Below are 24167 nucleotides of genomic sequence, written 5' to 3' on the forward strand. Positions count from 1 at the left end.
TTAAAAATGACATTGAAAAAGAATTTCAGTATATTGATTTTTAAGCAAAGTAGAGTATTGATAAGCATATTATCCTTTGCTATTATGTTCATTCCAGTTTTAATACTTCCGAGCCATATTAACAACTCAATCGTTCAATTAATTGTGACTGCTCTGGGAATAATTGGACTTTTTGGATTACTTTGCTATTTCTGTTACGGACGACTTAACGTAAGTTGTAACAGTGAAACACTTCATTTTGAATGGCAGAAAAAACTTCTTTTCAACTATAAAGAAATCGAAGACATACGAATTAATGAAATAAAACGCCTAGTAATTGACCAAGGACAAATCTTAAGAAAAATAATTACGAAAAAGGTTGAAATAACACTGGGAAATAATCGTCCAAACAATATTCTAAAAAGCGACTCGCAGGAATTTATAAATTTCCTTTCAAAAGAAATTCAGGAAGAAGAAATTATTGATAGTTGGGGTATTTGGGCTGAAAAAGGATTTTTAAAATGGGCATTAATAATTAACACAATGATTCTTATTGTCGCAATTGGAGTTTTAGGATTTTTTGCTTTGACTAAGGGATTTGAAAAAATTCCACCAGCAAGTTTCTTTATGATGATTTTCCTTTTACCGCAAATGATTTTATATCAGAAACATATGAAAAATAAAAAACTAGCGCCAACACAGTATAAAAATAATGCGTAGTTTAGTGCTTAATCAAAGGTTAGTGCATTTTTGTTACATCTGATTTTCCTGCGGAAAATCCTCGCACACAAAACCGCACTATTCTTATACATAAACGTTGTACACAATTTGAGGAATGAAACAAGAACCACCATTAGTACCTAAAATAAAGCATGTTCTTAAGCAAATAGCCGAAAGAAAATCAGAATCCTATATGTTAGAAATTCTTAATCATTCTTTTTTTGATTTTGAACGACATTGGAATTATCAAACATTCCCGAATGCTTATAATATTAAAATATTCTTGACACCTGATATCTACTCTAAATATTATGAGTTAAAAAAAGGAACACAGGATATTTTAAAAAAACGGATAAATGATTCGACAGAATTACTAATTGATAAATTAGAATTATTACCTGATTACGATAAACTGGAACTGTTATCCTCAGAAGTGAAACCTATATATACCAAATGGGAGGTTATAAATTCTGGACAACAAAAGTTAATTGAATTACTTGAAAGAAGTACAGAATCGACAGACTATCAAAATATCGGAAATAGTGGAAGAACTTTAATGGACAAATTAGCAAGAGAAGTCTTCAATCCAAACTTACACAAAGCAGAGGACCCATCAATAGAACTTAATAATGGCAAGTTTAAGAATCAATTACATACTTATATTGCAAGTGAATTAAAGGGAAAGAAAAATAAAGGTTTGAGAAAAGTAGCGGAATCAGCAATTGAATTTGTAAGTGACTCAATTGATTTGATGAATTCAACTACTCATAAATTGAACGCGGAGAAACACTTTGCTGAATTATGCGTAATAAGTGCCATCAGTGCAGTTAGTATAATAAAAATAATAGATGAATTGGAATAAAACTGTGTACAATACCGTATAAAAATAATTGCTTTTTTAGGCTTAATCAAAGGTCGTTGCGCTTTTGTTACGTCTGATTTTCCTGCGGAAAATCCTCGCACACAAAACCGCAACTATTCTTATACATAAACGTTGTAGGTAATTTAAAAATCATCCTGTGAAAATCCATTTCTTAATTTCATTTATTACTATTCTTTCATTAACCTCATGCAAAGAGAAAGAAAAAATTTCTGTAATGGAAAATCGATTACTAAAAGATTCTACATATGTAAAAGAAAATCTGAATGTAAAATGGAATGAATTCAGAGAGGAAAAATATGAACTTTATATTTCAAAGAATAATGATACTATATACAATCAGTATAAAATATTTGAAAATGGAATTCTTGATTCCTTGAATTCACTTTATTATGTACTAAATATTAAAAAATCTGATAGAGATGGTTTTTATAAAGCTAAAATCTCAGTTCATTCAGAATATGAAACGTTAGAATTGAATGAAAAAAATAAAAGAACTTTAACCTTTTATTATTTGGAACAAAAAGCTGACAAATTATATGACAGTATATCAAGTAGGACAACAAAAGCTCTTAACTCTCTGGAATTTGAATTCGAAAATCAATATGACGATAGACTTGTTGGACTATTAACTCAAGAAGTAATTAGAGACACAATTTTGAATGGAGAAAAAGCTTTAAATTATAGAATGTCATATTTGTTAGTTGATAATTATTCTAAAACTGATAATTTATTTCTAGAAGCTTACGAATTTGATAAAGAAATGAAATTTAATCCTGAAAAAATAAGGTTGGAAAAAATAAAATAAAAACTACCTACAACAAAGAACTGAGTTAAAAAACAAGCCATTTTAAGCTAATCTTGAAACAAAATTTTCATCATAAGGTCTCCCACTTTTAGCAATAGCAAAAGACTGTTTTAATAACTTATTACCTACTGCTATTAATGCCAGCTTTTTACTTTTTCCTTTAGCGACTAATCGTTCATAAATCTCTCTACAAGCCTTATTGTGCTTACACGCTGAAAAAGAACATAAAAACAATAGATTCCTTAGTTTCTTGTTGCCTACTTTACTTATTCTACTTCGACCTCTTACACTACTCCCTGATTTTCGTATAGTGGGTGTAATACCAACATAACTACATAACTGTGATGCGTTTTCAAACTTCTTAAAGCCATCGGTTACTACTATTAAAAACAAAGCGGTTTTAACTCCCATTCCTGGAATACTTTTTATTAATGTTAATTGATGCTGCTGATCTTGTTTTACTAATGCTAATAAACGAGATTCCAATACTAAAACCTCTTTGTTTAATTGCTTCAGATTTCGAGTTAAAGAACGATAAACAAACCTTGAAGGAATTCCTAAAACTTCTTCTCCTTTTAGTTTATTCTTGGTCGCTGTTCTATGTTTTATATAACTATCTAATAGTCTAAACAATTGTAAGCACTCACTCTGAACATCTGTTAAAGCCGTATACAATGGGACATCATTCATTTCTCCATACTCACTTATTGCTTTAGCATCACTTTTATCTGTTTTTACCTTAGCTAATTTCATCTGAATAAATCGCTTTACAGATAATGGATTTACTACAGAAACGCTAATTCCTGATTTATATAAAAACTGTGCTAAACGATAATGATAATAGCCTGTAGCTTCCATGACTATTAAAACGTCTTTTGGTAAATGTTTTAGAAAGCTTACAATACCTTTTGCATCATTTTTAAATTGATTATGTCCACTTTTTGAACCATAAACATCAAAGACATCTTTGCTAATGTCAATTCCATAAATTTCTTTATATTTATTCATAATAACTTGAATTTTGGAAAGAACATAGCTACTGATGTTTCAACAACTTGAAAACGAGATCTAGGTCTCACAGAACTGAACGAAATCTTAGTAGAAAAAGAGAGAGGATTATCAATGTTGTCGAAGTCTAAAGCTTCACCGTGTATACTAATCTTATTTCTCTCTTTTGTTCTTTCTATTTATTAGTTAAATTTAATGAAAGACAAACTTAAGCCGTGTATAATTAATTGCTAGGATCTTCACTACTTGCGAATATTCCGCAGGAATATTCACGGGTTCGTAAATGTTTGCTAACTTAGTTGCCAAACCACGCAACTAACCATACACAATCACGTTGTAAAACATTTGATCAAACTATTCGACATATTATTTAGGTTCTTGCTTGGAAGCGGAACAACTTGGAATCAAGCGAAAGCAAAAGTTCATAAGGAATTAGGTATTTCTCAAGCTAGAATATTCGCTTGGAAACCTCACTCGATAGTTGAAATTGATTCTAAAAAAAACGTTGTCATTCTAAAATCAGAAAGTGGAAAAATTTTACCAATAGAATCGGATAAAAAAACAATACGGAATTTAATGAAAGGCATTTCTGAAAATCAATTTTTACCTAAATACGGAACTGACTTTATTAACGAAATAAAATCTTGGAATTTTACGTATTCCCGAACCAAACCGACTGAATATAAAGTGGATTTAAGAGCAAAACTAAAACCAGAAGACCAAACTACAGAGAAAAGAAAAAAATGTATCACAAGCGAAATATAGTTGTGAGTGAATTTTTTATTAAAAAACTGATTGAAAAGACAATATAAAAACGTTTTACAACAATGTATAAAAATAATTGCTCAATTTTGGGCTTAACCAAAGGTCGTTGCAAGTTTACTACGTCTGATTTTCCTACGGAAAATCCTCGCACGTAAACCCGCAACTATTCTTATACGTAACCGTTAGCGATAATAAGAAACAGAACTATGAGTATAAGATTGAGATTTTATAATTTCATTATTCCTAAAAGAACAATAGATAAAAAATATAAAGGAGGACTAAACTCTTTTAAAATAAATTGTCCTAATAGAACTTTCGAAGAAGATAACGACTTGGTTAGTCTAGGGTTTATGAACCCAATGGATGTAAAGTGGTTCTGTCATGTATTAAAAAAAATGGTTTGCAGTACAATGGGAAAACTTCTGTTGATTTTGTCGTAACAAATTCTATGTTTGGCAATTTATGGGATGTAAAATGGCTTGACCGAGACATAAATTATTGTTGGCTGAAAGGAAAATTCCCCACACACACCAATACGTTTATTCCTAAGTTTAAAAAACATAAAGTTTTTGAAGAAAAATCCGAAATAGCAATGTGGTGGAATAATTTGAATGATGCTTGGAAAAATATACTTTATTACAACCATATCATAACAGGTGAGGATAAAATAAAAAATCTTCATAACAAATTTTCCTTCGGGTATACCATTGAATATATTGGAAACATAACTTTAGACGACATTCAGAAAATATTTGACATTGAAGAAATTTGGGCTAATGCGAGTAATTGCGACGATTTAGCTAGGCTTGGAGACTTGTATCCCATAAAAAATTTAAAAAGATTAAAATCACTTACATTGCGAAGTACCGATCTAACATCTTTAAAAGGCATAGAATATTTAGAAAAATTAGAATTCATTGAAATAGGAGGACAATTTTCTGATATAGATTTAATTTCGAAATTATATAACCTTAAGACAGTCAATCTTCACAGTCCATTCATAAATAGTATTAAACCGTTAAATGGATTAAATTTGACTTGGTTGAATATTAACAATGGAAAAATACCAGACCCAAATGAGTTTGTAGAATTTGAAATTCAACATCCTAAATGTGCTATATATAAGAGCTTTCATTAAAAAAATACTACCGCTAACACCATGTATAATTAGTGGCTAGCTCTACACTAGTTACTAACAATTCCTGCGCAATATTTTATTCAGTTTGTATTTATTAAATTAGATGCATAAACACAAAACAGTCCATCATGGAAATAGGAACAAAATTTATTAAAATCAATTGGAAATATCGAGTACTATTTGCAATAGGTACAGGTCTGTTATACGGTTTTACACTATGGCTTTTTGATTATTTTTCTGATGAAAATATTTACTCAACAAACAATATTATTTTTCAAGCCCTTTTCTTTGGTTTATTTTTTGGTATTGGATTTCCGTATATAAATCAAAAGCTTGCTGACAAGTTTTCTAATAAAATAGGACATACAATCAAACCAGATTTATCACCAGACGAAACTGTTGAAGTAGAAGGTCCTGCTAATCTATTTCGTGGTATGGAAGGTGTAGGTGGAAAAATATTTTTGACCAATAAAAAGCTAATCTTTAAATCGCACAAAATTAATATTCAAACAGGACAAACAGATATTGCTTATTCAGATATTGATCAAATTATAAACCGTAAAACTGCAAAACTAATTAATAACGGAATTAGGATTGTGACTAAAGACGGTAAGCAATTTGATTTTGTAGTTAATGAAAGAGCAGTATGGTTGCACCACATTAACAATCACCTAAAATAAGATTTTAAGACATTTTAAATTGCCAATAATGAAATGTGTACAACCTACATTATTAGCACCTAAAATCACCTTAAAAATTAGCTTAATACCGTTTTAAATAAAGTAGATTAATCCACCCATTCAGCAATAAACAAATTAGTATCGCGTCCACCACCATTATTACGGTTAGACGAAAACGCTAACTTTTTACCATCGTTAGAAAACACCGGAAACGCATCAAACGTTTCGCCATGTGTAACACGCTCTAGGTTTTTACCATCAATATCAATTAAGTATAAATTAAACGGAAAACCACGTTCTGCCTCAAAATTGGAAGAGAATAATACCTTGTTACCACTTGGGTGAAAAAACGGACTCCAATTGGCATTTCCTAAATCCGTTAATTGGCGTAAATCACTACCATCTGCATTACAAATGTATAGTTCCATATCTGTTGGCTCAACTAAACCTTCAGCTAATAAATCTTTATAGTCTTTAATTTCTTGTTCTGTTTTTGGTCTAGACGATCGGAAAATTATTTTTGTTCCGTCAGGCGAGAAAAACGCACCTCCATCATAACCTAATTCATCTGTAATTTGTTTTACATCACTACCATCCAAATTCATGGTGTATAACTCTAAATCGCCACTTCTTGTGGACGTAAATACAATTTTATCTCCTTTTGGCGATACTGTTGGCTCAGCATCATAACCAACCTCATTAGTCAATTGCTTAACAATATTACCCTCTAAATCTGCAACAAAAATGTCAAACGTATCATAAACAGGCCAAATGTATTTACCGTTTTTGCGTAAAGGGGTTTCAGGACAGTCTTTATCTGCTAAATGTGTTGATGCATAAATAATATGCTTATTATCTGGCATAAAATAAGAGCATGTTGTACGTCCCATTCCTGTACTAACCATTGGTGGTGCAATACTATCAAAGGTTTGATTGGCATCCATTAAAAACATTTGGTCACAACCAACATTCCATTTTTTGTAATTAGATTGAAACACCAATTTACTATCATCAAAACTCCAATAGGCTTCAGCATTATCACCTCCAAAAGTCACTTGACGTAAATTTTTAAAATGAATTTCTTCAGGATAAATCAAAGGGTTTTTTACTTCAGTAACTTCAGGTTTTACGGTTGTATTAGTAACGTCAGTTTTAGTTTCATTTTTACATGAAAAAATAAAAGCTGTAACTAGTAAAATTCCGAATAAGCGTGTTTTCATAATAGGTTTTATTAAATGGCTTTAATTGCCTAATTTTGAGTAAAATTAATACTTCTTATCATGAAATTAATAAAACTACTTGTTTTTTTACTTGTTTTCACCTCATGCAAACACGAAATTTTAAAAGAAATTACCATTCAAGAGGATGTTCAGTTTTTAGCTGACGATGCTTTGGAAGGTCGTCAAACAGGTACAAATGGCGAGCAAAAAGCTGCAAAATATATTGCAGAGCGTTTTAAAAATTTAGGCTTAACACCAAAAGGAACCGATGGTTATTTTCAGGCGTTTTCTTTTAAACCAAAAACAGATCCACATCAAGAAGTAAAGTATAATGTAAAAGATGGTGACAGTACAATTACTGGTACAAACGTGCTTGGTTTTATTGATAACAAAGCCGATAACACTGTAATTATTGGCGCACATTATGACCACCTAGGTTATGGAGCAGAAGGGAGTTTATTTAGAGGCGAAAAAAGAAATACATAATGGAGCAGATGATAACGCAAGTGGAGTAGCAGTGCTACTAAATTTAGCACAAAAGTTAAAGGCTAAAAACACAAATAATAACTATTTATTTATCACATTTTCTGGCGAAGAAATGGGCTTATTAGGGTCTAATTATTACACAAAAAATCCAACAATCGACAACAAAAAAGCCAATTATATGATTAACATGGATATGGTTGGTCGTTTAAAAGCAGATAGTACATTGGCTGTTTATGGTGTTGGTACGTCACCCATTTTTAAACAGACGTTACAAGCACACAATAACCGTTTTAAATTAGTGCAAAAAGAGTCTGGTGTTGGACCAAGTGATCATACTAGTTTTTATAATTCTGACATTCCTGTTTTGCACTTTTTTACAGGTCAGCATGAAGATTACCACAAACCATCAGACGATACAGAGCGTTTACATTTTAATGGTATGCAAATCATTTCTAATTATATTTTTGAAATCATAACAGATTTAGATAACAACGGGAAACTACCCTTTAGAAAAACTAAAAACGAAAGCGATGAAGTACCACGTTTTAAAGTAGGACTTGGTGTAATACCAGATTATTTATTTGACGGAAAAGGCATGCGTATTGATGGTATAAGCGAAGATAGACCAGCACAAAAAGCGAACCTTCAAAAAGGTGATATTGTTGTTAAACTTGGCGATAGTACAGTTTTTGATATGATGAGTTACATGAAGGTATTAGCAACTTTTAAAGAAGGTGATAAAACAAATATAACAGTAGACAGACAAGGCACAATGGTTGATGCTGTAATACAATTTTAAAGCTTCTTAATTAATCCATGAAAATCACCAACCAGGACATAATAACAAAAATACACTTAATCATATCAGTATGTATTGTTGTTCCGGTGTCTTTTTTTATGGTTTTAATCCAAGCTCTCAGTTCGATATTCATTTAAACACCATTGACGAGCATAATTTTTTTAAAGCCATTATGGGTCTGTATTTAGGGTTTTCTATACTTTGGATTTTGGGAGTATTTAAAGCCAATTATCTAAAAATAGCATTAGTGACCAATATGATTTTTATGCTAGGCTTAGGTTTTGGAAGATTACTAAGTGTAACTTTAGACGGTGTTCCAACTTTTGGCTATAAATTTGGGACTATTGCAGAGTTATTTTTAGGGTTTTATGGATTGTGGGTATTACTAAGCCATCATACTACCACAAATACCTAAACTAACAATTACATAAACAGCAGCTAGTATAAATAATACTTTAGCTGCTTTTTTGTTTTTTTTAAGTAACGCCAAACCAATAATAGCTAATAAAATAGCTGGTCCAAACATGATAGCAGCAAAAAATAAGACTATTCCGTCATAATTTCCTCCTCCTCCTGTAGCTTCAATAAGTAATGATATCATAATTATATCTCGTTTCTAAGTGCTTCTAATCGGGCTTTTTTATCATCGCGATAAAACAAATTCATGGTTTCAAAAGGGATAATTTTATTGTCTTTATCCACAATATGCACACACGATTTTTTTATGGCTCTAACATCAAAGTTATAAGCATCTATAAATTGCATGATAATGACTCTAAATAAGTTGTCATACCCTAATTCTGGAGCATCAATATTTGGTAAGCAACACATGATGGATTTTAGATTTTCTTCCGCGACTTCAACCGAGTTTCCTGTACTAAATAACTCCACCATTTTACCTTGCAGTGCTTCATCTTGCTCGTAAATAATAGTGTTTTTACTGTTGTCTAATAAATCGTTTGGATTAATATAACGCGTTAACGGAAACACTTCGTCTCCTAATTTAAGTGCGTAACCCATTACCAAAGCATCTGGATTACAAGGTACAGGAAGCAAGTCGTCAGCATTAAATATAGTGGTTTGTTCCATTATTTTTCGTCGTACTTCAGTAATAGTCATTCTATCCGTTTCTGGATTAAAATTATCCAAACGTCCTGCAATTTGTGTTGGTTGTAATGTTACACCTCTAACACATTTTTGTTTTAAAGCGTAATCAATAATTTTACCAATCTCACCATCATTTAAGCCTTTTTGTAGGGTTACTACTAAAGTGGTGGATAGGTTTAGTTTATTAAGATTTTCGATAGCTTGTTTACGGATATCATTTAAATCTGCACCACGAAGCTCGCGCAATACGCTGTTTTCAAACGAATCAAATTGTAAATAAATTTCAAAATCCGGAGCGTAGGTTTTTAATCTTTCCGCGAAAGCGAAATCTTTAGCAATTTTAATCCCATTAGTATTCAGCATTAAATGCCTAATTGGTAACGTTTTGGCATAGTCCATAATTTCCCAAAACTGAGGATGTATGGTTGGCTCTCCACCAGATATTTGCACCACATCAGGCTCCTTTTCATTTCTAACAATAGTGTCCAGCATGGCTTTAACTTCGTCTAAAGTACGATGTCTACCGTATGTTGGTGACGAGCCTGCATAACACGTCGGACAAGTCAAATTACAGCGATCCGTTACCTCAACAACAGTCAGGCAACTGTGCTGCTCGTGGTCAGGACACAAACCACAATCGTAAGGACAACCGTAATCCGTTTTGGTGTTAAAAGTATAGGGCGTTTCGCTAGGTTTATTGTAGTTACGGATGTTTTTATAATACTCAATATCGTCAGCAATTAAAACCTTACTATTACCATGTTCCTTACAACGCTTTAACATGTAAACATTCTCGTTTTCAAAAACAATTTTGGCATCCACACGTTTTAAACACTCAGGACACAGGCTTAAAGTAAAATCGTAATAGGTATAATTTCTAACTGGCATTTTCTGTTTTTTAAGTTGTTTGGGCGTTACCACAAGGGTCGCGCTATCCACTAAATCTTTTTCTCGTACCTCAAAAAAGGATACCGTTTCTATCGCTAACGCGCGTGTTTGCCAAGTAAAAGACTAGCAATAAATTTGCTGTAATACATCCAACAAATTACACATAATATTTGGATACTACTTAAACCAAAAGTATAAAATACATTAGGTTTTAAAAACTCGATACAAAATCTAAAACCAAAATAACTTAGCATAAAAAGCTTGAATAAATCACCATTTTTTAATCGGAAGGTTTTGTGTATTGTTTTTAAAGCAATAAATAATATGGTTAAAAAGACAAGTTCATATAAAGACGTGGGATGGCGTAGCATGCCATCACCTAAATCCATTCCTAATGCAGAAGTAGTTACTTTACCATAAGTAAACTCGTTAATACCAGATAAAAAACAACCAATACGACCAATAAAGATTCCTAAAATTATAGGGAAGACAAATAGGTCTCCAGAAGATTGCTTTTCGCCAATTATTTTTTTTGCCAATTCCACGCCAAGTAAGCCACCAAACAAGCCACCCATTATAGTTTTGGTATTAAATAATTGGATTAGGTTGCTTGCGGATAATTCAATTAAAGGGTTTTCTAAAAACCCAACCAATCTAGAGCCAATTAAAGCACCCAAAGCTGCACCTAAAATAATGGATAATCTATTATTGCTATTAATAACATCAGTACTGCGTTTTCTTAAAAACACATAATAGCGATACGCTATAAAAAATGCTAGATATTCTAAAACAAGGTGGATGTTTACATTAAAGCCAAAAAGCTCAAGGTTGAATGGTAGGTCCAAATAAAGATAGATTATTAGTTAAATATACACAATTACCTAAAAAACACTAATTTTGCACCAAAATTGTATTGTGGTAAAAATAGGTAATATAGAACTTCCAGACTTCCCGTTGTTGTTAGCACCAATGGAAGATGTGTCAGATCCACCATTTAGAGCATTGTGTAAAGAGCAAGGCGCAGATGTGGTATATACAGAGTTTGTAAGTAGCGAAGGTTTAATACGTAACGCAGCAAAAAGCGTTATGAAATTAGATATTTACGAAAAAGAACGTCCCGTTGGTATCCAAATCTTTGGAGCTAATTTGGATAGTATGTTACAAACCATTGATATTGTTGCCGAGTCAAAACCTGATATTATTGATATCAATTTTGGGTGTCCTGTTAAAAAAGTTGTTAGTAAAGGTGCAGGAGCAGGAATCTTAAAAGATGTTTGCCTAATGGAACAACTAACAGCCGAAATGGTTAAACGCACTAACATCCCAATAACCGTAAAAACACGTTTAGGTTGGGATCATGATTCTATTAGAATTGTTGAGGTTGCCGAACGACTTCAAGATGTAGGCTGTAAAGCTATTGCAATACATGGTCGTACTAGAGCGCAAATGTATAAAGGTGAAGCTGACTGGAAACCTATTGCACAAGTAAAAAATAATCCGCGTATGCATATTCCTGTTTTTGGAAATGGAGATGTGACTACACCAGAACGTGCAATGGAAATGCGTGACCAATATGGTTTAGATGGCTGTATGATTGGTCGTGCAACTATTGGTAATCCATGGTTTTTTAAGCAGGTTAAGCACTTTTTTGAAACCGGAGAACATTACAGACCAATTACCATGCAAGAGCGTGTGGATGCTGCACGCAGACACTTACAAATGTCTATTGACTGGAAAGGAGAAACACTTGGTGTTTTTGAAACCAGACGTCATTATACAAATTACTTTAAAGGGATTCCGCATTTTAAAGAACACCGAATGAAAATGGTTACTAGTGATGCATCTGTAGATGTATTTGCTGCTTTTGATGAGGTTTTAGAAATGTTTGCAGATTTTCAATTTACAGAATAATCAGGCTAATACTTTGTTAAGCAAAGCGCCAACTATATACAACAGTAAGCGCAAGAAGGATGAAGCAATTTGTCTGAGCTCCTCGAAGAGAGCGAGTTGCGCGAGCCTGTTTGCCTGTTAAGGCAGCTTGCCCAAATTTTAATTAGTCTTAACTAAATCGCGTGTAATACGTGAGGCTGCTATTTTTGAAGCTATTATCCCTAAAATTGAAATAGTTAGCATGACTATTACAAAGTTTTTAAAGTGTATTGCAACTGGATAAGGTAAGCTTGGTGTAATCATTATTAAGTCAAAACTAGCTTGTAATTGAACAACTATGTAGCCTATTACTAATCCTAAAAACCCACCAATAATAGTCATTAAAATGCCTTGATAAAAAAAGATGTTTCTTATGTCTTTTACTGTTGCTCCTATATTGTATAGGGTACTTAAGGTTTTCTTTTTGTCTAAAATCATCATTATAATAGAACCTATGACGTTAAATAAGGCAATTATAAGTACTAATGTAAAAATTAAATAGACTGCTAAATTCTCTGTATTTAGCATTTTGTATATCGCATCGTTTAGTTGGTCCTTATTTTTTATAATAATGTTTTTACCTAAAATGCGTTTAATGTTGGTTATAACTGTTTCTTGGTTAGCATTGTCAGTCAATTTAAACTCTAGACTGGTAATTTGGTTTGGTTGGTAATTTAATAATTGACGAGCAGTTTCAATTGAAGCAAAAATGTATTTATTATTAAGTTCTTCGTTAATATCATAGATACCAACATTAATAGTATTGACTTGATTTATTGCTTGATTTTGAGAGGTAATCTGACCTTTTCCAGGTTTTGGAACAGATAGTGTAACGGTCTTACTATAATCGTTTACAAATACGGATAATCTGTTAGATATTGCCCAACCAACAACTATTTGTGGTGTATCTTGATATAACCAATTACCGTAAGGTATTACAGAGTCTATGGCTGTTATTTTGTTATAATTTTGGTCAACCCCTTTTATATAAGCAGGATGGTTATTACCATCTGAAGACGCGATAATACGTTCTTCTATTATTTTAGAAAAGTTAGCAACACCATCTATAGCAAGCAATTGTTGGTTCTGGCTTTCATCTAGAGTAAATGATTTACCAATATTGGTTTCTGCTTTTAAATCAGGATCTATAATACTTGAAAATTCTAGCGTAAAATCTCTTAATCCAGCAAAACCAGATAGTACGATAAACAGTGAAGCTGCACCTAAAACGATACCTACAATAGCTATTATTGTAATAAAGTTAATGGCATTATTACTGCTTTTACTGCGTATGTAGCGTTTTGCTATGTATAATGAAAAATTCAATTAACCTTTGCTACGTTTATCTAATAAATCTGGGTTTTGTATTGGATTTTCATCCCCTTTTAAAGATTTTTCAATTTTATCGATATGCTCTAAACTGTCGTCAACGTAAAACTCTAATACAGGCATTCTGCGTAATTGGTTTTTGGTACGTTGTGCCAATTCATGTCTAATCATAGGTTTGTTAGCTCTAATTCCTTCTAAAAGCTCTTTAGCTTTATCATTCGGGAATATGCTTAAATAAACCTTAGCGTCTGTTAAATCTGCAGTTACTCTAACCTTAGATACAGATATAATTATACCACGCATTCCACCTTGTGTAGCAGCACCTTGAAGGATATCTACTAAATCACGTTGTAAAACCGAGGCTATTTTTTTGTCTTTGACTTTCTTCCATGTTGCAAAAATAGTTGTTATTACAATAATATATTACTTTTAAGCCATAATTAAGCAATTATTATACCCTAAATTATATAATTAATGGAAAAAATAGAACATATTGGTATAGCAGTCAAAAATTTACAGGAATCTAATGCGCTTTTTGCTAAACTTTTTGGCAAGCCACACTATAAAATTGAAACGGTAGAAAGTGAAGGGGTTAATACCTCTTTTTTTGAAGTTGGACCCAATAAGATAGAGTTATTGGAAGCAACAAAGTCAGATAGCCCAATTGCAAAGTTTTTAGAGAAAAAAGGTGAAGGTATACATCACATAGCTTTTGCTGTAGATGATATAAAAGCAGAAATTTTAAGATTAAAATCTGAAGGTTTTATTGTCTTAAATGAAACACTTAAAAAGGGAGCAGACAATAAGTTAGTTGCTTTTTTACATCCAAAATCGTCCAATGGTGTATTAATAGAGTTATGTCAAGAGATTAAGTAATTAAAAAAAGTCTTGCAAGACTTTAAAATAAGTAGTAATATTGCAATCCGATTTCGGGTCCTATAACTCAGCTGGTTAGAGTATCTGACTCATAATCAGAAAGTCCCTGGTTCGAGCCCAGGTGGGACCACCATCAAAACCGATTCATTAATTTGAATCGGTTTTTTTGTTTTCATTACTTCCCTAAATCTCTAAACCCACTTTTTAAAAGTATTTAAATAAAATTAAGCACCTTGGGTGTCATAATATTTTAAACTTAAAATATTGATTATCAATAATTTATATTATATTTTTACGACCTGACTTTAGTCTGTCTTTTAAAAACAGACTAACCATAAAAGGTCAAAACTCTAATTTAGATTAATATTTAAATAGAAGTCGACCATAAATGGAATTAAACAAATACAGTAAAACAGTCACTCAAGATCCAACGCAACCCGCTGCTCAAGCTATGTTGCACGCTATTGGATTAACAAAAGAAGATTTTTTTAAGCCAATTATTGGTATTGCAAGCACAGGTTACGAAGGTAACCCTTGTAATATGCATTTAAATGATTTGGCAAAATTGGCAAAAGAAGGGACTAAAAACGAGGATATTATTGGTCTTATTTTTAATACTATTGGTGTAAGTGATGGTATTTCTATGGGTACGCCAGGCATGCGTTATTCATTACCATCTCGTGATATTATTGCAGATTCTATGGAAACCGTTGTGCAAGCCATGAGTTATGATGGTTTGATTACAGTTGTTGGATGCGATAAAAATATGCCAGGAGCTTTAATTGCTATGATTAGGCTAAACCGTCCATCCATTTTGGTTTATGGTGGTACCATTGATTCTGGTTGTCATAACGGAAAAAAATTAGACGTCGTTTCTGCTTTTGAAGCTTGGGGAAGCAAAGTTGCTGGAACCATGGAAGAAACAGAATATCAAAATATAGTCGAAAAAGCATGTCCAGGAGCAGGAGCTTGTGGTGGTATGTATACCGCAAATACTATGGCTTCGGCTATTGAAGCTTTAGGGATGACTTTACCATTTAATTCTTCAAACCCAGCATTAAGTGATGCCAAAAAAGAAGAGTCTGTTAAAGCTGGTGAAGCCATGCGTGTGTTATTAGAAAAAGACATTAAGCCATCGGATATTATTACACGTAAATCTCTTGAAAATGCGGTTAGATTAGTCACAATTTTAGGAGGCTCTACAAATGCTGTACTTCACTTTTTAGCAATTGCAAGAGCAGCAGATATAGATTTCACATTAAAAGATTTTCAAGATATAAGCGACAATACACCATTTTTAGCCGACTTAAAACCTAGCGGAAAATACCTAATGGAAGATGTACACGCTGTTGGCGGAATTCCTGCAGTGTTAAAATACCTTTTAAAGAAAGGCTTAATTCATGGAGATTGTTTAACGGTTACAGGAAAAACAATTGCAGAGAATTTATTGGATGTTGAAGATCTAAAAGAAGGTCAAGATGTGATAAAGCCAATTGAAAAACCAATTAAAATTTCGGGACACTTACGTATGCTTTATGGTAATCTAGCAACCGAAGGAAGTGTGGCTAAAATTACAGGAAAAGAAGGGTTAAGTTTTATTGGTAAAGCAAAAGTATTTGAAGGCGAATATGCTGCCAATGATGGTATAAGAGATGGATTAGTAGAAAAAGGAGATGTTGTCGTAATTCGTTACGAAGGTCCAAAAGGAGGTCCAGGAATGCCAGAAATGTTAAAGCCAACTGCAGCAATTATGGGAGCAGGTTTAGGTAAAGATGTCGCACTAATTACAGATGGTCGTTTCTCTGGAGGTACACATGGTTTTGTTGTTGGACACATTACGCCAGAAGCGCAAGAAGGTGGGACTATTGCATTTGTAAAAGATGGTGATATGATTACTATTGATGCTGAAACAAACAGTATTATTTTGGAAGTGTCTGAAGAGGAATTACAAAAAAGAAGACAATCATGGAAAGCACCAGATTTAAAGTTTAAACGTGGTGTATTATATAAATATGCTAAAACCGTATCGTCTGCATCAAAAGGATGTGTTACTGACGAGTTTTAAACAAGAAATATAATGATCCTAACAAGATTAATATGGATACAAAAACAATAGAAAAAGAAACAAACACAACGCAAAATACAGAACGTATTTCTGGTAGTGAAGCTATTATAAAATGTTTGTTAGCCGAAGGGGTTGATATCCTTTATGGATATCCTGGTGGAGCAATCATGCCAGTTTATGACGAGCTTTATAAGTATCAAGATAAAATTCATCATGTGTTAACACGTCATGAGCAAGGTGCAACCCATTCTGCTCAAGGTTATGCACGTATTTCTGGTAAAGTTGGTGTCGCAATTGCAACGTCGGGACCAGGAGCAACTAACTTAATTACAGGTATTGCAGATGCGCAAATAGATAGCACTCCAATGGTCTGTATTACAGGTCAAGTGGCTTCGCATTTATTAGGTAGTGATGCTTTTCAGGAAACAGATATTGTTGGCATATCTACTCCAGTTACAAAATGGAATTGCCAAATTACTAAAGCTTCAGATATTCCTGAAGTTATGGCCAAAGCCTTTTATATTGCTAAAAGTGGTCGTCCAGGTCCTGTTTTAATTGATATAACAAAAGATGCTCAGTTTGAAGAGTTCGATTTTAAATACGAAAAATGTAAAGGGGTCAGAAGTTATATTCCGATTCCAAAATTAGACCAGACTTCGGTAAAAGCTGCTGCAAAATTAATTAATGCTGCAAAAAAACCAATGATTGTTTGGGGTCAAGGCGTGTCTTTAGGTCAGGCTGAAGCCGAATTTAAAGCTGTAGTAGAAAAAGCAGGAATCCCATCTGCTTGGACCATTTTAGGTGCAGGAGCAATTCCAACATCTCATCCTTTAAATATTGGTATGGTTGGTATGCATGGTAATTATGCACCAAATGTTTTAACTAACGACTGCGACCTTCTAATAGCAATCGGTATGCGTTTTGACGATCGTGTTACTGGTAATTTGGCAACTTATGCGAAACAGGCAAAAGTGATTCATTTTGAAATTGATCCAGCCGAAATTGATAAAAATGTAAAAACAGATGTGGCAGTTTTAGGTGATGCAAAAGAAAGTTTAACAGCTTTACTTCCGCTTTTAGAAGAAAAAACACATCCAGAATGGCATCAAAAGTTTAAAGATTTATATGCTATTGAATATGAGAAAGTAATAAAAAACGACATCCATCCTACAAAAGAAGGTTTAACAATGGGTGAAGTTTTAAAAGAAATTAATTCACAAACTAAAGGTGATGCAGCTATTGTAACAGACGTTGGTCAACACCAAATGATAGCTTGTCGTTATGCCAATTTTAATAAAACAAGAAGCAATATCACTTCTGGTGGATTAGGTACAATGGGCTTTGGTTTACCTGCTGCAATTGGAGCAAAAATGGCAGCTCCAGAACGTGAGGTAATTTCAATTTCTGGTGATGGTGGTTATCAAATGACCATTCAAGAATTGGGTACTATTTTTCAGCAAAAAGTACCAGTAAAAATTGTGGTTTTAAACAATGAGTTTTTAGGTATGGTTCGCCAATGGCAACAGTTATTTTTCGATAAACGTTATGCGTCTACAGAAATGATAAATCCAGATTTTGTAGCTATTGCAAAAGGCTATTTTATTGAAGCCCAAAAAGTAACAAAGCGTGAAGATTTAAAGGATGCAGTTGCTAAAATGATAAACACAGATGGACCATACTTTTTAGAAGTTTGTGTAGAAAAGGAAGACAATGTTTTTCCAATGATACCTACAGGAGCATCAGTTTCAGACGTAAGATTAGAATAATATGGAAGCAGAAAACAACATATACACTGTTTCGGTTTACACCGAAAATAATATAGGATTATTAAATCGTATTTCGGCAATATTTCAGCGCAGACATATAAATATTGAAAGCATAAATTCTTCGGTTTCAGAAATTGAAGGCGTTTCAAAATTTACAATTGTTGTTAATATTACCGAAGACCAAATGAAAAAAATAATTGGTCAAATTGAAAAACAAGTCGAAGTTATTAAGGCTTATTTTCATACAGATGAAGATACCATCTATCAAGAGTCTTGCATTTTTAAAATGAAATCTGATTTATTGTTTGAGGAGCGACAAATTCAGAATATAATTAAAGAAAGCAACGCTAGAATTGTAACTGTAAATCGTGACTTTTTTGTTATTGAAAAATCAGGACGTAAAGAAGAAATAGAATTATTATATCGAGAATTAAGTGCTTTTGGAATCATGCAATTTACACGCTCAGGACGTATTGCTGTTACAAAAGACGAAATGAAAATATCAACAATGCTAGAAGCTTTTCAAGCATAACCAACAATTAAAATAAAAGACAATGTCAAATTATTTCAACACATTATCATTAAGAAACCAATTAGATCAATTAGGTAAATGTAGATTCATGGATGCTTCAGAGTTTGAAGATGGTGTTAATGCATTAAAAGGCAAAAAAATTGTAATTGTTGGTTGTGGCGCACAAGGTTTAAACCAAGGATTAAACATGAGAGATTCTGGTTTAGATATTTCATACACATTAAGGCAAGTAGCAATTGACGAGCAACGCGAGTCTTTTAAAAACGCAAATTCTAACGGATTTACTGTTGGGACTTATGACGAGTTAATTCCTACTGCAGATTTAGTTTTGAATTTAACGCCAGATAAGCAACATACAAACGTGGTAAAAGCAGTGATGCCTTTAATGAAAAAAGGTGCTACGCTAAGTTATTCTCACGGATTTAATATTGTAGAAGAAGGCACTAAAGTAAGAGAAGATATAACTGTAATTATGGTTGCTCCAAAATGTCCAGGAACCGAAGTTAGAGAAGAGTATAAACGTGGTTTTGGTGTGCCAACACTTATTGCTGTACATCCAGAAAACGATCCAGAAAATAAAGGTTGGGCTCAGGCAAAAGCTTATGCAGCTGCAACTGGTGGTCATCGTGCAGGAGTGTTAGAATCGTCTTTTGTTGCTGAGGTAAAAAGTGATTTAATGGGAGAGCAAACTATTTTATGTGGTTTACTTCAAACAGGAGCAATTTTGTCATTCGATAAAATGGTGGCAGAAGGTATTGAGCCTAGTTATGCTGGAAAATTAATTCAGTTTGGTTGGGAAACGATTACTGAAGCCTTAAAACATGGTGGAATTACAAATATGATGGATCGTTTATCCAATCCAGCAAAAATTAAAGCATACCAATTGTCTGAAGAATTAAAAGATATCATGCGTCCGTTATTCGAAAAGCATATGGACGATATTATCTCAGGTCACTTCTCTAAAACCATGATGGAAGATTGGGCAAATGATGATGTAAACCTTTTAAAATGGAGAGCGGCAACTGGCGAAACTGCTTTTGAGAAAACAGCATTAACAACGGATCATATTCCTGAACAAGAGTATTTTGATCACGGTACGTTATTAGTAGCATTTGTAAAGTCTGGTGTAGAATTAGCTTACGAAACTATGGTAAGTGCAGGTATTATTGAAGATTCTGCGTATTACGAGTCACTTCACGAGTTACCATTAATAGCGAATACAATTGCTAGAAAAAAATTATTTGAAATGAACAGGGTCATTTCTGATACGGCAGAATATGGTTGTTATTTATTTGACCACGCTTGCAAACCGTTATTAACCGATTTTATGAATACGGTTGAAACAGATATAATTGGTAAATCATTTTCTGCAACAACAGGGGTTGATAATATCGAATTAATAGCAGTAAACGATGCGATTAGAAATCATCCAATCGAAGCAGTCGGAAATCGATTAAGAGCTGCAATGACAGCAATGAAGATTATAAAATCGGATGTTAAGACGGAAGCATCAGTTTTAGCATAATAGCTAATTAGCTTGTCACACTGAGCGCAGTCGAAGTGTTTCATTTACAAAATAAAATACTGTCATCCTGAACTTGATTTAGGATATCATCAAACATGGAGGAAACCAAAACAACATACAGGCCCACTTTAGAAGCTGTTGAGGCTGCTGCCGAAAAATTAAGAGGCGTTGCAACCGTAACGCCTTTAATTTCAAACATGCGATATTCAAAGCAATTTGAAGCAAATATCATGTTTAAACGCGAAGACTTGCAGCAAGTACGTTCCTATAAAATTAGAGGCGCTTACAATAAAATGTCGTCTTTAACTGAAGCAGAAGCAGAAAAAGGAATTGTATGTGCAAGTGCAGGAAACCATGCGCAAGGTGTGGCGTTGTCTTGTAAATTATTAAAAATAAAAGGAACTATTTTTATGCCTTCTCCAACACCAAATCAAAAGGTGGAACAGGTTAAAATGTTTGGCGAAGAGTATATTGAAGTCGTTTTAATTGGCGATACGTTTGATGATGCGTATCATGCAGCAATGGAGGATTGCGAACGTTTAAATAAAGCGTTTATTCATCCATTTAACGATAAAAAAGTAATTGAAGGTCAAGCAACGGTTGGTCTAGAAATTATAGATCAAACGGAGTCTCATCCAATAGATTATGTTTTCGTACCTATTGGTGGAGGTGGTTTGTCTTCAGGGTTATCGTCTGTTTTTAAGTTATTATCACCGCAAACAAAAATTATAGGTGTGGAGCCAAAAGGTGCACCTTCGATGTTAACGTCAATAAGAAATAATAAAAATACGGAACTAGAAGAGATTGATAGCTTTGTTGATGGTGCTGCAGTTAAACGCGTTGGCGATTTAAATTTCGCCATTTGTAAAGAGACGCTACATCGTGTGGTTACCGTAGATGAAGGTAAGATTTGTCAAACCATTTTGGATTTATACAATAAAGAAGCTATTGTAGCAGAGCCTGCGGGAGTTTTAAGTTTATCTGCTTTAGAGTATTTTAAAGAAGAAATTAAAGGTAAAAATATAGTTTGTGTTATTAGCGGAAGTAATAACGATATCACGCGTACTGCCGAAATTAAAGAGCGTGCATTATTGCATGCCGATTTAAAGCACTATTTTATTGTTAAGTTTCCGCAACGCTCCGGAGCATTAAGAGATTTTGTTGTTGATATTTTAGGCGATACAGATGATATTACTCATTTTGAATACACTAAAAAAGCAAACCGAGAAAACGATGTTGCTGTAGTTGGAATTGAGTTAAAATCTCCAAACGATTTAGAGCCATTAATTACTAAAATGAAACGCTATAATTTTTATGGTGATTATCTAAATGATAAACCAGATTTATTTCAGTTTTTAGTGTGATTTTGATAATTATGACCGTAAATACTCTCAAATTCGTAAAAATTCATCAAAAATGAAACAAAATCAACTTTTGTATCAAATTAAATTATACGTTTGTATCATGTTTACATTACTAAATAAAAACGAAAGACCCACAAGTTTGCTATTACGCAGACGACGTCGCTAATACGCATACTTCAAGCTTTTAGTTAATAGTTTTTATTTTTTTCAAACAGTGAACAATTCAATACAAATAGTTTCTTTTTTTAATACAGTTATTAGAAATAATAACAGGACAATCCTACGTCCAATTTTTCGTCGTCGCCCTTAGGGTGTACTTCTATTTATAGAACTAAGGTGAGTCCGGTTCTGCTTTCAAAAACAAAAATTATTACATTTTTTAATTTAAAATTCAATTACAATGGAAATTGTTATTGCTAATAAATCGCATAGTATTTACGCAGATATTATTTGTAACACTATTGCTGATGCTGCTCAAGTTAGAGGCACTGGGATTGCAAAACGCAAGCCAGAATACATCATTACCAAAATGGAAAATGGCAATGCTGTTATCGCTTTAGAGGACGATAAATTTGCTGGATTTTGTTATATCGAACAATGGGGTCATGGCAAATTTGTAGCTAATTCTGGATTAATTGTACATCCAGATTTTAGAAACATTGGCTTAGCTAAACAGATCAAACAGAAAATATTTGTGCATTCTAGAACCAAGTTTCCAGATGCTAAAGTATTTAGTATTACTACAGGTTTAGCGGTTATGAAAATGAATAGCGACTTAGGTTATAAACCGGTTACGTTTTCCGAATTAACAGACGATCAATCTTTTTGGAATGGTTGTCAAACCTGCAAAAACTTTGATGTTTTAACCAGAACAGAACAAAAAATGTGTTTGTGTACAGGGATGTTGTATGATCCTTCAAAAGAAGATTCAAAAACAATTAAAACAACACACAATCATAATTATGATAAAAAAGTATGGACTAGATTGAAAAATATTAAGCAATCCATGTTCTTAAAAAAAGAAAAGAAAGATGAGTAAAAAATTAGTCATAGCATATAGTGGTGGATTAGACACATCCTATTGCGCAGTAAGTTTAAGTAAAGCGGGTTACGATGTGCACGCGGTAAGCGTAAATACGGGTGGTTTTTCTGATGAAGAAATTAAAACTATCGAAGCTAATGCTTATAAAATGGGTGTATCAACCTATAAAAATATTGACGCAATTGCATCGTATTATGATAAAGTGATTAAGTATTTAATCTTCGGAAATGTTTTGAAGAACAATACCTATCCTTTATCTGTAAGTGCAGAACGTATTATTCAAGCTATCGAAATTATCGAATATGCAAAAAGTATTGATGCGGAATATATCGCACACGGAAGCACAGGAGCAGGAAACGATCAAGTGCGTTTTGATATGATTTTTCAAACGTTGGCACCACATATTAAAATCATCACGCCAATTAGAGACGGAAGTTTAAGCAGACAACAAGAAATTGATTACTTAAAAGAAAACGGTATCGAAGCTTCTTGGGAAAAGGCAAAATACTCTGTTAATAAAGGACTTTGGGGAACCAGTGTTGGTGGAGAAGAAACATTAACATCAGAAAAACCATTACCCGAAAGTGCTTATCCTTCGCAATTAAAACATGCAGAGGATGAAAAATTGACACTAACTTTTTTAAAAGGAGAATTGATTGCTGTAAACGGAATTAAAAATGCACCAGAAGTTAATATTGAAGTATTAAACAATCTAGCGTCTGCGCACGCAATTGGAAGAGATATACATGTTGGAGATACTATTGTTGGTATAAAAGGGCGTGTTGGTTTTGAAGCTGCAGGTGCTTTGGTTATTATAAAAGCACATCATTTATTAGAAAAGCATACGTTGACCAAATGGCAATTACAACACAAGGATTATATGTCAAATTTCTACGGAATGCATTTGCATGAAGGACAATATTTAGATCCTGTAATGCGAGATATGGAAGCCTTTTTGCAAAGCAGCCAAGACAAAGTGTCGGGAGATGTTTTTGTGACCTTAAAACCATATCATTTTACCGTAGACGGAATTAACTCTAAGCATGATTTAATGAATGCAAAGTTTGGAAGTTATGGCGAAGAAAATAAAGGTTGGACTGCAGATGAAGCTAAAGGGTTTATCAAAATAGTTGGCAACCAAAATAAAATTTATCAGCAAGTAAACTCTTGATTTTAGTCATACTGAATGTGTTTCAGTATCTCAAAAATGATAATTAAAGCAAATTATTGTTTTGTGTCACACTGAGCGCAGTCGAAGTGT

General features: G+C 33.1%; 25 protein-coding genes and 1 tRNA gene. 19 read left to right on the forward strand and 7 right to left on the reverse strand.

The window, feature by feature from the left end:
- Nucleotides 1-12: 12 nt before the first annotated feature.
- From AC0L3M_RS12325 to AC0L3M_RS12335, 3 genes are all read left to right on the forward strand, one after another.
- A complete protein-coding gene (locus AC0L3M_RS12325) occupies nt 13-699 on the forward strand; it encodes a hypothetical protein (RefSeq protein ID WP_473430948.1) in 687 nt (228 codons plus the stop codon).
- Nucleotides 700-814: 115 nt separating this feature from the next.
- A complete protein-coding gene (locus AC0L3M_RS12330) occupies nt 815-1561 on the forward strand; it encodes a hypothetical protein (RefSeq protein WP_473430949.1) in 747 nt (248 codons plus the stop codon).
- Between the two features lie 235 nt (nt 1562-1796).
- Nucleotides 1797-2387 (forward strand): hypothetical protein, encoded by a 591-nt coding sequence (locus AC0L3M_RS12335; protein ID WP_473430950.1) that lies wholly within the window; start codon nt 1797-1799, stop codon nt 2385-2387.
- Nucleotides 2388-2429: 42 nt separating this feature from the next.
- Here the strand turns inward: AC0L3M_RS12335 and AC0L3M_RS12340 are convergent, their stop codons facing one another.
- Nucleotides 2430-3395 (reverse strand): IS110 family RNA-guided transposase, encoded by a 966-nt coding sequence (locus AC0L3M_RS12340; RefSeq protein WP_473430951.1) that lies wholly within the window; start codon nt 3393-3395, stop codon nt 2430-2432.
- A 378-nt stretch (nt 3396-3773) separates the two neighbouring features.
- Here AC0L3M_RS12340 and AC0L3M_RS12345 point away from each other — a divergent pair, with 378 nt between their 5' ends.
- The 3 genes from AC0L3M_RS12345 to AC0L3M_RS12355 all read left to right on the forward strand — a co-directional run bounded on the left by AC0L3M_RS12345 (nt 3774) and on the right by AC0L3M_RS12355 (nt 5978).
- Nucleotides 3774-4160 carry a hypothetical protein gene (locus AC0L3M_RS12345; protein WP_473430952.1) on the forward strand — a complete coding sequence of 129 codons (387 nt, stop codon included), beginning with the start codon at nt 3774-3776 and terminating at the stop codon, nt 4158-4160.
- Nucleotides 4161-4560: 400 nt separating this feature from the next.
- Nucleotides 4561-5298: a hypothetical protein gene (locus AC0L3M_RS12350; RefSeq protein WP_473430953.1), complete on the forward strand. Its 738-nt coding sequence runs from the start codon at nt 4561-4563 to the stop codon at nt 5296-5298.
- 128 nt (nt 5299-5426) lie between these two features.
- Nucleotides 5427-5978 carry a GRAM domain-containing protein gene (locus AC0L3M_RS12355; protein WP_473430954.1) on the forward strand — a complete coding sequence of 184 codons (552 nt, stop codon included), beginning with the start codon at nt 5427-5429 and terminating at the stop codon, nt 5976-5978.
- Between the two features lie 107 nt (nt 5979-6085).
- Here AC0L3M_RS12355 and AC0L3M_RS12360 read toward each other — a convergent pair whose 3' ends face one another.
- Nucleotides 6086-7198 (reverse strand): TolB family protein, encoded by a 1113-nt coding sequence (locus tag AC0L3M_RS12360; RefSeq protein WP_342861975.1) that lies wholly within the window; start codon nt 7196-7198, stop codon nt 6086-6088.
- Nucleotides 7199-7258: 60 nt separating this feature from the next.
- Here AC0L3M_RS12360 and AC0L3M_RS12365 point away from each other — a divergent pair, with 60 nt between their 5' ends.
- The 3 genes from AC0L3M_RS12365 (at nt 7259) to AC0L3M_RS12375 (ending at nt 8898) form a co-directional block, all read left to right on the forward strand.
- A complete protein-coding gene (locus AC0L3M_RS12365) occupies nt 7259-7684 on the forward strand; it encodes a hypothetical protein (RefSeq protein WP_473430955.1) in 426 nt (141 codons plus the stop codon).
- Nucleotides 7638-8483, forward strand: coding sequence for a M28 family peptidase (locus AC0L3M_RS12370; protein WP_473430956.1), 846 nt, complete (start codon nt 7638-7640; stop codon nt 8481-8483). Before AC0L3M_RS12365 ends, AC0L3M_RS12370 begins: the two co-directional genes overlap by 47 nt.
- A 70-nt stretch (nt 8484-8553) precedes the next feature.
- The gene (locus AC0L3M_RS12375; protein ID WP_473430957.1) at nt 8554-8898 is read left to right on the forward strand and encodes a DUF4345 domain-containing protein; all 345 of its coding nucleotides are present in this window, start codon (nt 8554-8556) and stop codon (nt 8896-8898) included.
- On the opposite strand, the gene AC0L3M_RS12380 is transcribed toward AC0L3M_RS12375, so the two are convergent.
- From AC0L3M_RS12380 to AC0L3M_RS12390, 3 genes are all read right to left on the reverse strand, one after another.
- On the reverse strand, nt 8869-9084 hold the full coding sequence (locus tag AC0L3M_RS12380) for a hypothetical protein (RefSeq protein ID WP_292948244.1): 216 nt from the start codon (nt 9082-9084) through the stop codon (nt 8869-8871). The two genes, AC0L3M_RS12375 and AC0L3M_RS12380, sit on opposite strands and share 30 nt — an antisense overlap.
- Nucleotides 9085-9086: 2 nt before the next feature.
- Nucleotides 9087-10478 (reverse strand): radical SAM protein, encoded by a 1392-nt coding sequence (locus tag AC0L3M_RS12385; RefSeq protein WP_473430958.1) that lies wholly within the window; start codon nt 10476-10478, stop codon nt 9087-9089.
- A 95-nt stretch (nt 10479-10573) separates the two neighbouring features.
- Nucleotides 10574-11323, reverse strand: coding sequence for a prolipoprotein diacylglyceryl transferase (locus tag AC0L3M_RS12390; protein ID WP_473430959.1), 750 nt, complete (start codon nt 11321-11323; stop codon nt 10574-10576).
- Between the two features lie 70 nt (nt 11324-11393).
- Here AC0L3M_RS12390 and dusB point away from each other — a divergent pair, with 70 nt between their 5' ends.
- Nucleotides 11394-12389 (forward strand): tRNA dihydrouridine synthase DusB, encoded by a 996-nt coding sequence (dusB, locus tag AC0L3M_RS12395; protein WP_473430960.1) that lies wholly within the window; start codon nt 11394-11396, stop codon nt 12387-12389.
- Nucleotides 12390-12527: 138 nt separating this feature from the next.
- Here dusB and AC0L3M_RS12400 read toward each other — a convergent pair whose 3' ends face one another.
- Both AC0L3M_RS12400 and rbfA read right to left on the reverse strand, forming a co-directional pair.
- Nucleotides 12528-13733: an ABC transporter permease gene (locus tag AC0L3M_RS12400; protein WP_292948250.1), complete on the reverse strand. Its 1206-nt coding sequence runs from the start codon at nt 13731-13733 to the stop codon at nt 12528-12530.
- Nucleotides 13734-14138: a 30S ribosome-binding factor RbfA gene (gene rbfA / locus AC0L3M_RS12405; protein WP_473432510.1), complete on the reverse strand. Its 405-nt coding sequence runs from the start codon at nt 14136-14138 to the stop codon at nt 13734-13736.
- A gap of 72 nt (nt 14139-14210) precedes the next feature.
- On the opposite strand from rbfA, the gene mce reads away from it, so the two are divergent.
- From mce to AC0L3M_RS12450, 9 genes are all read left to right on the forward strand, one after another.
- The gene (gene mce / locus AC0L3M_RS12410) at nt 14211-14612 is read left to right on the forward strand and encodes a methylmalonyl-CoA epimerase (RefSeq protein ID WP_473430961.1); all 402 of its coding nucleotides are present in this window, start codon (nt 14211-14213) and stop codon (nt 14610-14612) included.
- A gap of 56 nt (nt 14613-14668) precedes the next feature.
- Nucleotides 14669-14745 (forward strand) — tRNA-Ile (locus AC0L3M_RS12415).
- Nucleotides 14746-15000: 255 nt separating this feature from the next.
- Nucleotides 15001-16677, forward strand: a complete 1677-nt coding sequence (gene ilvD / locus AC0L3M_RS12420) for a dihydroxy-acid dehydratase (RefSeq protein ID WP_473430962.1) — start codon at nt 15001-15003, stop codon at nt 16675-16677.
- Between the two features lie 32 nt (nt 16678-16709).
- Nucleotides 16710-18443, forward strand: coding sequence for a biosynthetic-type acetolactate synthase large subunit (gene ilvB / locus AC0L3M_RS12425; RefSeq protein ID WP_473430963.1), 1734 nt, complete (start codon nt 16710-16712; stop codon nt 18441-18443).
- A 1-nt stretch (nt 18444) separates the two neighbouring features.
- Nucleotides 18445-18975: an acetolactate synthase small subunit gene (gene ilvN / locus AC0L3M_RS12430; RefSeq protein WP_028288914.1), complete on the forward strand. Its 531-nt coding sequence runs from the start codon at nt 18445-18447 to the stop codon at nt 18973-18975.
- A 22-nt stretch (nt 18976-18997) separates the two neighbouring features.
- Nucleotides 18998-20500: a ketol-acid reductoisomerase gene (gene ilvC, locus AC0L3M_RS12435; RefSeq protein WP_473430964.1), complete on the forward strand. Its 1503-nt coding sequence runs from the start codon at nt 18998-19000 to the stop codon at nt 20498-20500.
- A 95-nt stretch (nt 20501-20595) separates the two neighbouring features.
- Nucleotides 20596-21864 carry a threonine ammonia-lyase IlvA gene (gene ilvA / locus AC0L3M_RS12440; protein ID WP_473430965.1) on the forward strand — a complete coding sequence of 423 codons (1269 nt, stop codon included), beginning with the start codon at nt 20596-20598 and terminating at the stop codon, nt 21862-21864.
- Nucleotides 21865-22264: 400 nt separating this feature from the next.
- A complete protein-coding gene (locus tag AC0L3M_RS12445) occupies nt 22265-22903 on the forward strand; it encodes a GNAT family N-acetyltransferase (RefSeq protein WP_473430966.1) in 639 nt (212 codons plus the stop codon).
- Nucleotides 22896-24077 (forward strand): argininosuccinate synthase, encoded by a 1182-nt coding sequence (locus tag AC0L3M_RS12450; protein ID WP_473430967.1) that lies wholly within the window; start codon nt 22896-22898, stop codon nt 24075-24077. The genes AC0L3M_RS12445 and AC0L3M_RS12450 overlap by 8 nt, the downstream gene beginning before the upstream one ends.
- Nucleotides 24078-24167: the final 90 nt, after the last annotated feature.

Source organism: Olleya sp. KJ81-1 (assembly GCF_055808135.1).

Bases quoted from the DNA above. Each gene is read 5' to 3' on its own strand.
- AC0L3M_RS12330 (WP_473430949.1), top strand. From the start codon at position 815: ATGAAACAAGAACCACCATTAGTACCTAAAATAAAGCATGTTCTTAAG.
- AC0L3M_RS12335 (WP_473430950.1), top strand. From the start codon at position 1,797: ATGGAAAATCGATTACTAAAAGATTCTACATATGTAAAAGAAAATCTG.
- AC0L3M_RS12340 (WP_473430951.1), bottom strand. From the start codon at position 3,395: ATGAATAAATATAAAGAAATTTATGGAATTGACATTAGCAAAGATGTC.
- AC0L3M_RS12355 (WP_473430954.1), top strand. From the start codon at position 5,427: ATGGAAATAGGAACAAAATTTATTAAAATCAATTGGAAATATCGAGTA.
- AC0L3M_RS12360 (WP_342861975.1), bottom strand. From the start codon at position 7,198: ATGAAAACACGCTTATTCGGAATTTTACTAGTTACAGCTTTTATTTTT.
- AC0L3M_RS12365 (WP_473430955.1), top strand. From the start codon at position 7,259: ATGAAATTAATAAAACTACTTGTTTTTTTACTTGTTTTCACCTCATGC.
- AC0L3M_RS12370 (WP_473430956.1), top strand. From the start codon at position 7,638: ATGGAGCAGAAGGGAGTTTATTTAGAGGCGAAAAAAGAAATACATAAT.
- AC0L3M_RS12375 (WP_473430957.1), top strand. From the start codon at position 8,554: ATGTATTGTTGTTCCGGTGTCTTTTTTTATGGTTTTAATCCAAGCTCT.
- AC0L3M_RS12380 (WP_292948244.1), bottom strand. From the start codon at position 9,084: ATGATATCATTACTTATTGAAGCTACAGGAGGAGGAGGAAATTATGAC.
- AC0L3M_RS12385 (WP_473430958.1), bottom strand. From the start codon at position 10,478: ATGCCAGTTAGAAATTATACCTATTACGATTTTACTTTAAGCCTGTGT.
- mce (WP_473430961.1), top strand. From the start codon at position 14,211: ATGGAAAAAATAGAACATATTGGTATAGCAGTCAAAAATTTACAGGAA.
- ilvD (WP_473430962.1), top strand. From the start codon at position 15,001: ATGGAATTAAACAAATACAGTAAAACAGTCACTCAAGATCCAACGCAA.
- ilvB (WP_473430963.1), top strand. From the start codon at position 16,710: ATGGATACAAAAACAATAGAAAAAGAAACAAACACAACGCAAAATACA.
- ilvN (WP_028288914.1), top strand. From the start codon at position 18,445: ATGGAAGCAGAAAACAACATATACACTGTTTCGGTTTACACCGAAAAT.
- ilvC (WP_473430964.1), top strand. From the start codon at position 18,998: ATGTCAAATTATTTCAACACATTATCATTAAGAAACCAATTAGATCAA.
- ilvA (WP_473430965.1), top strand. From the start codon at position 20,596: ATGGAGGAAACCAAAACAACATACAGGCCCACTTTAGAAGCTGTTGAG.
- AC0L3M_RS12445 (WP_473430966.1), top strand. From the start codon at position 22,265: ATGGAAATTGTTATTGCTAATAAATCGCATAGTATTTACGCAGATATT.
- AC0L3M_RS12450 (WP_473430967.1), top strand. From the start codon at position 22,896: ATGAGTAAAAAATTAGTCATAGCATATAGTGGTGGATTAGACACATCC.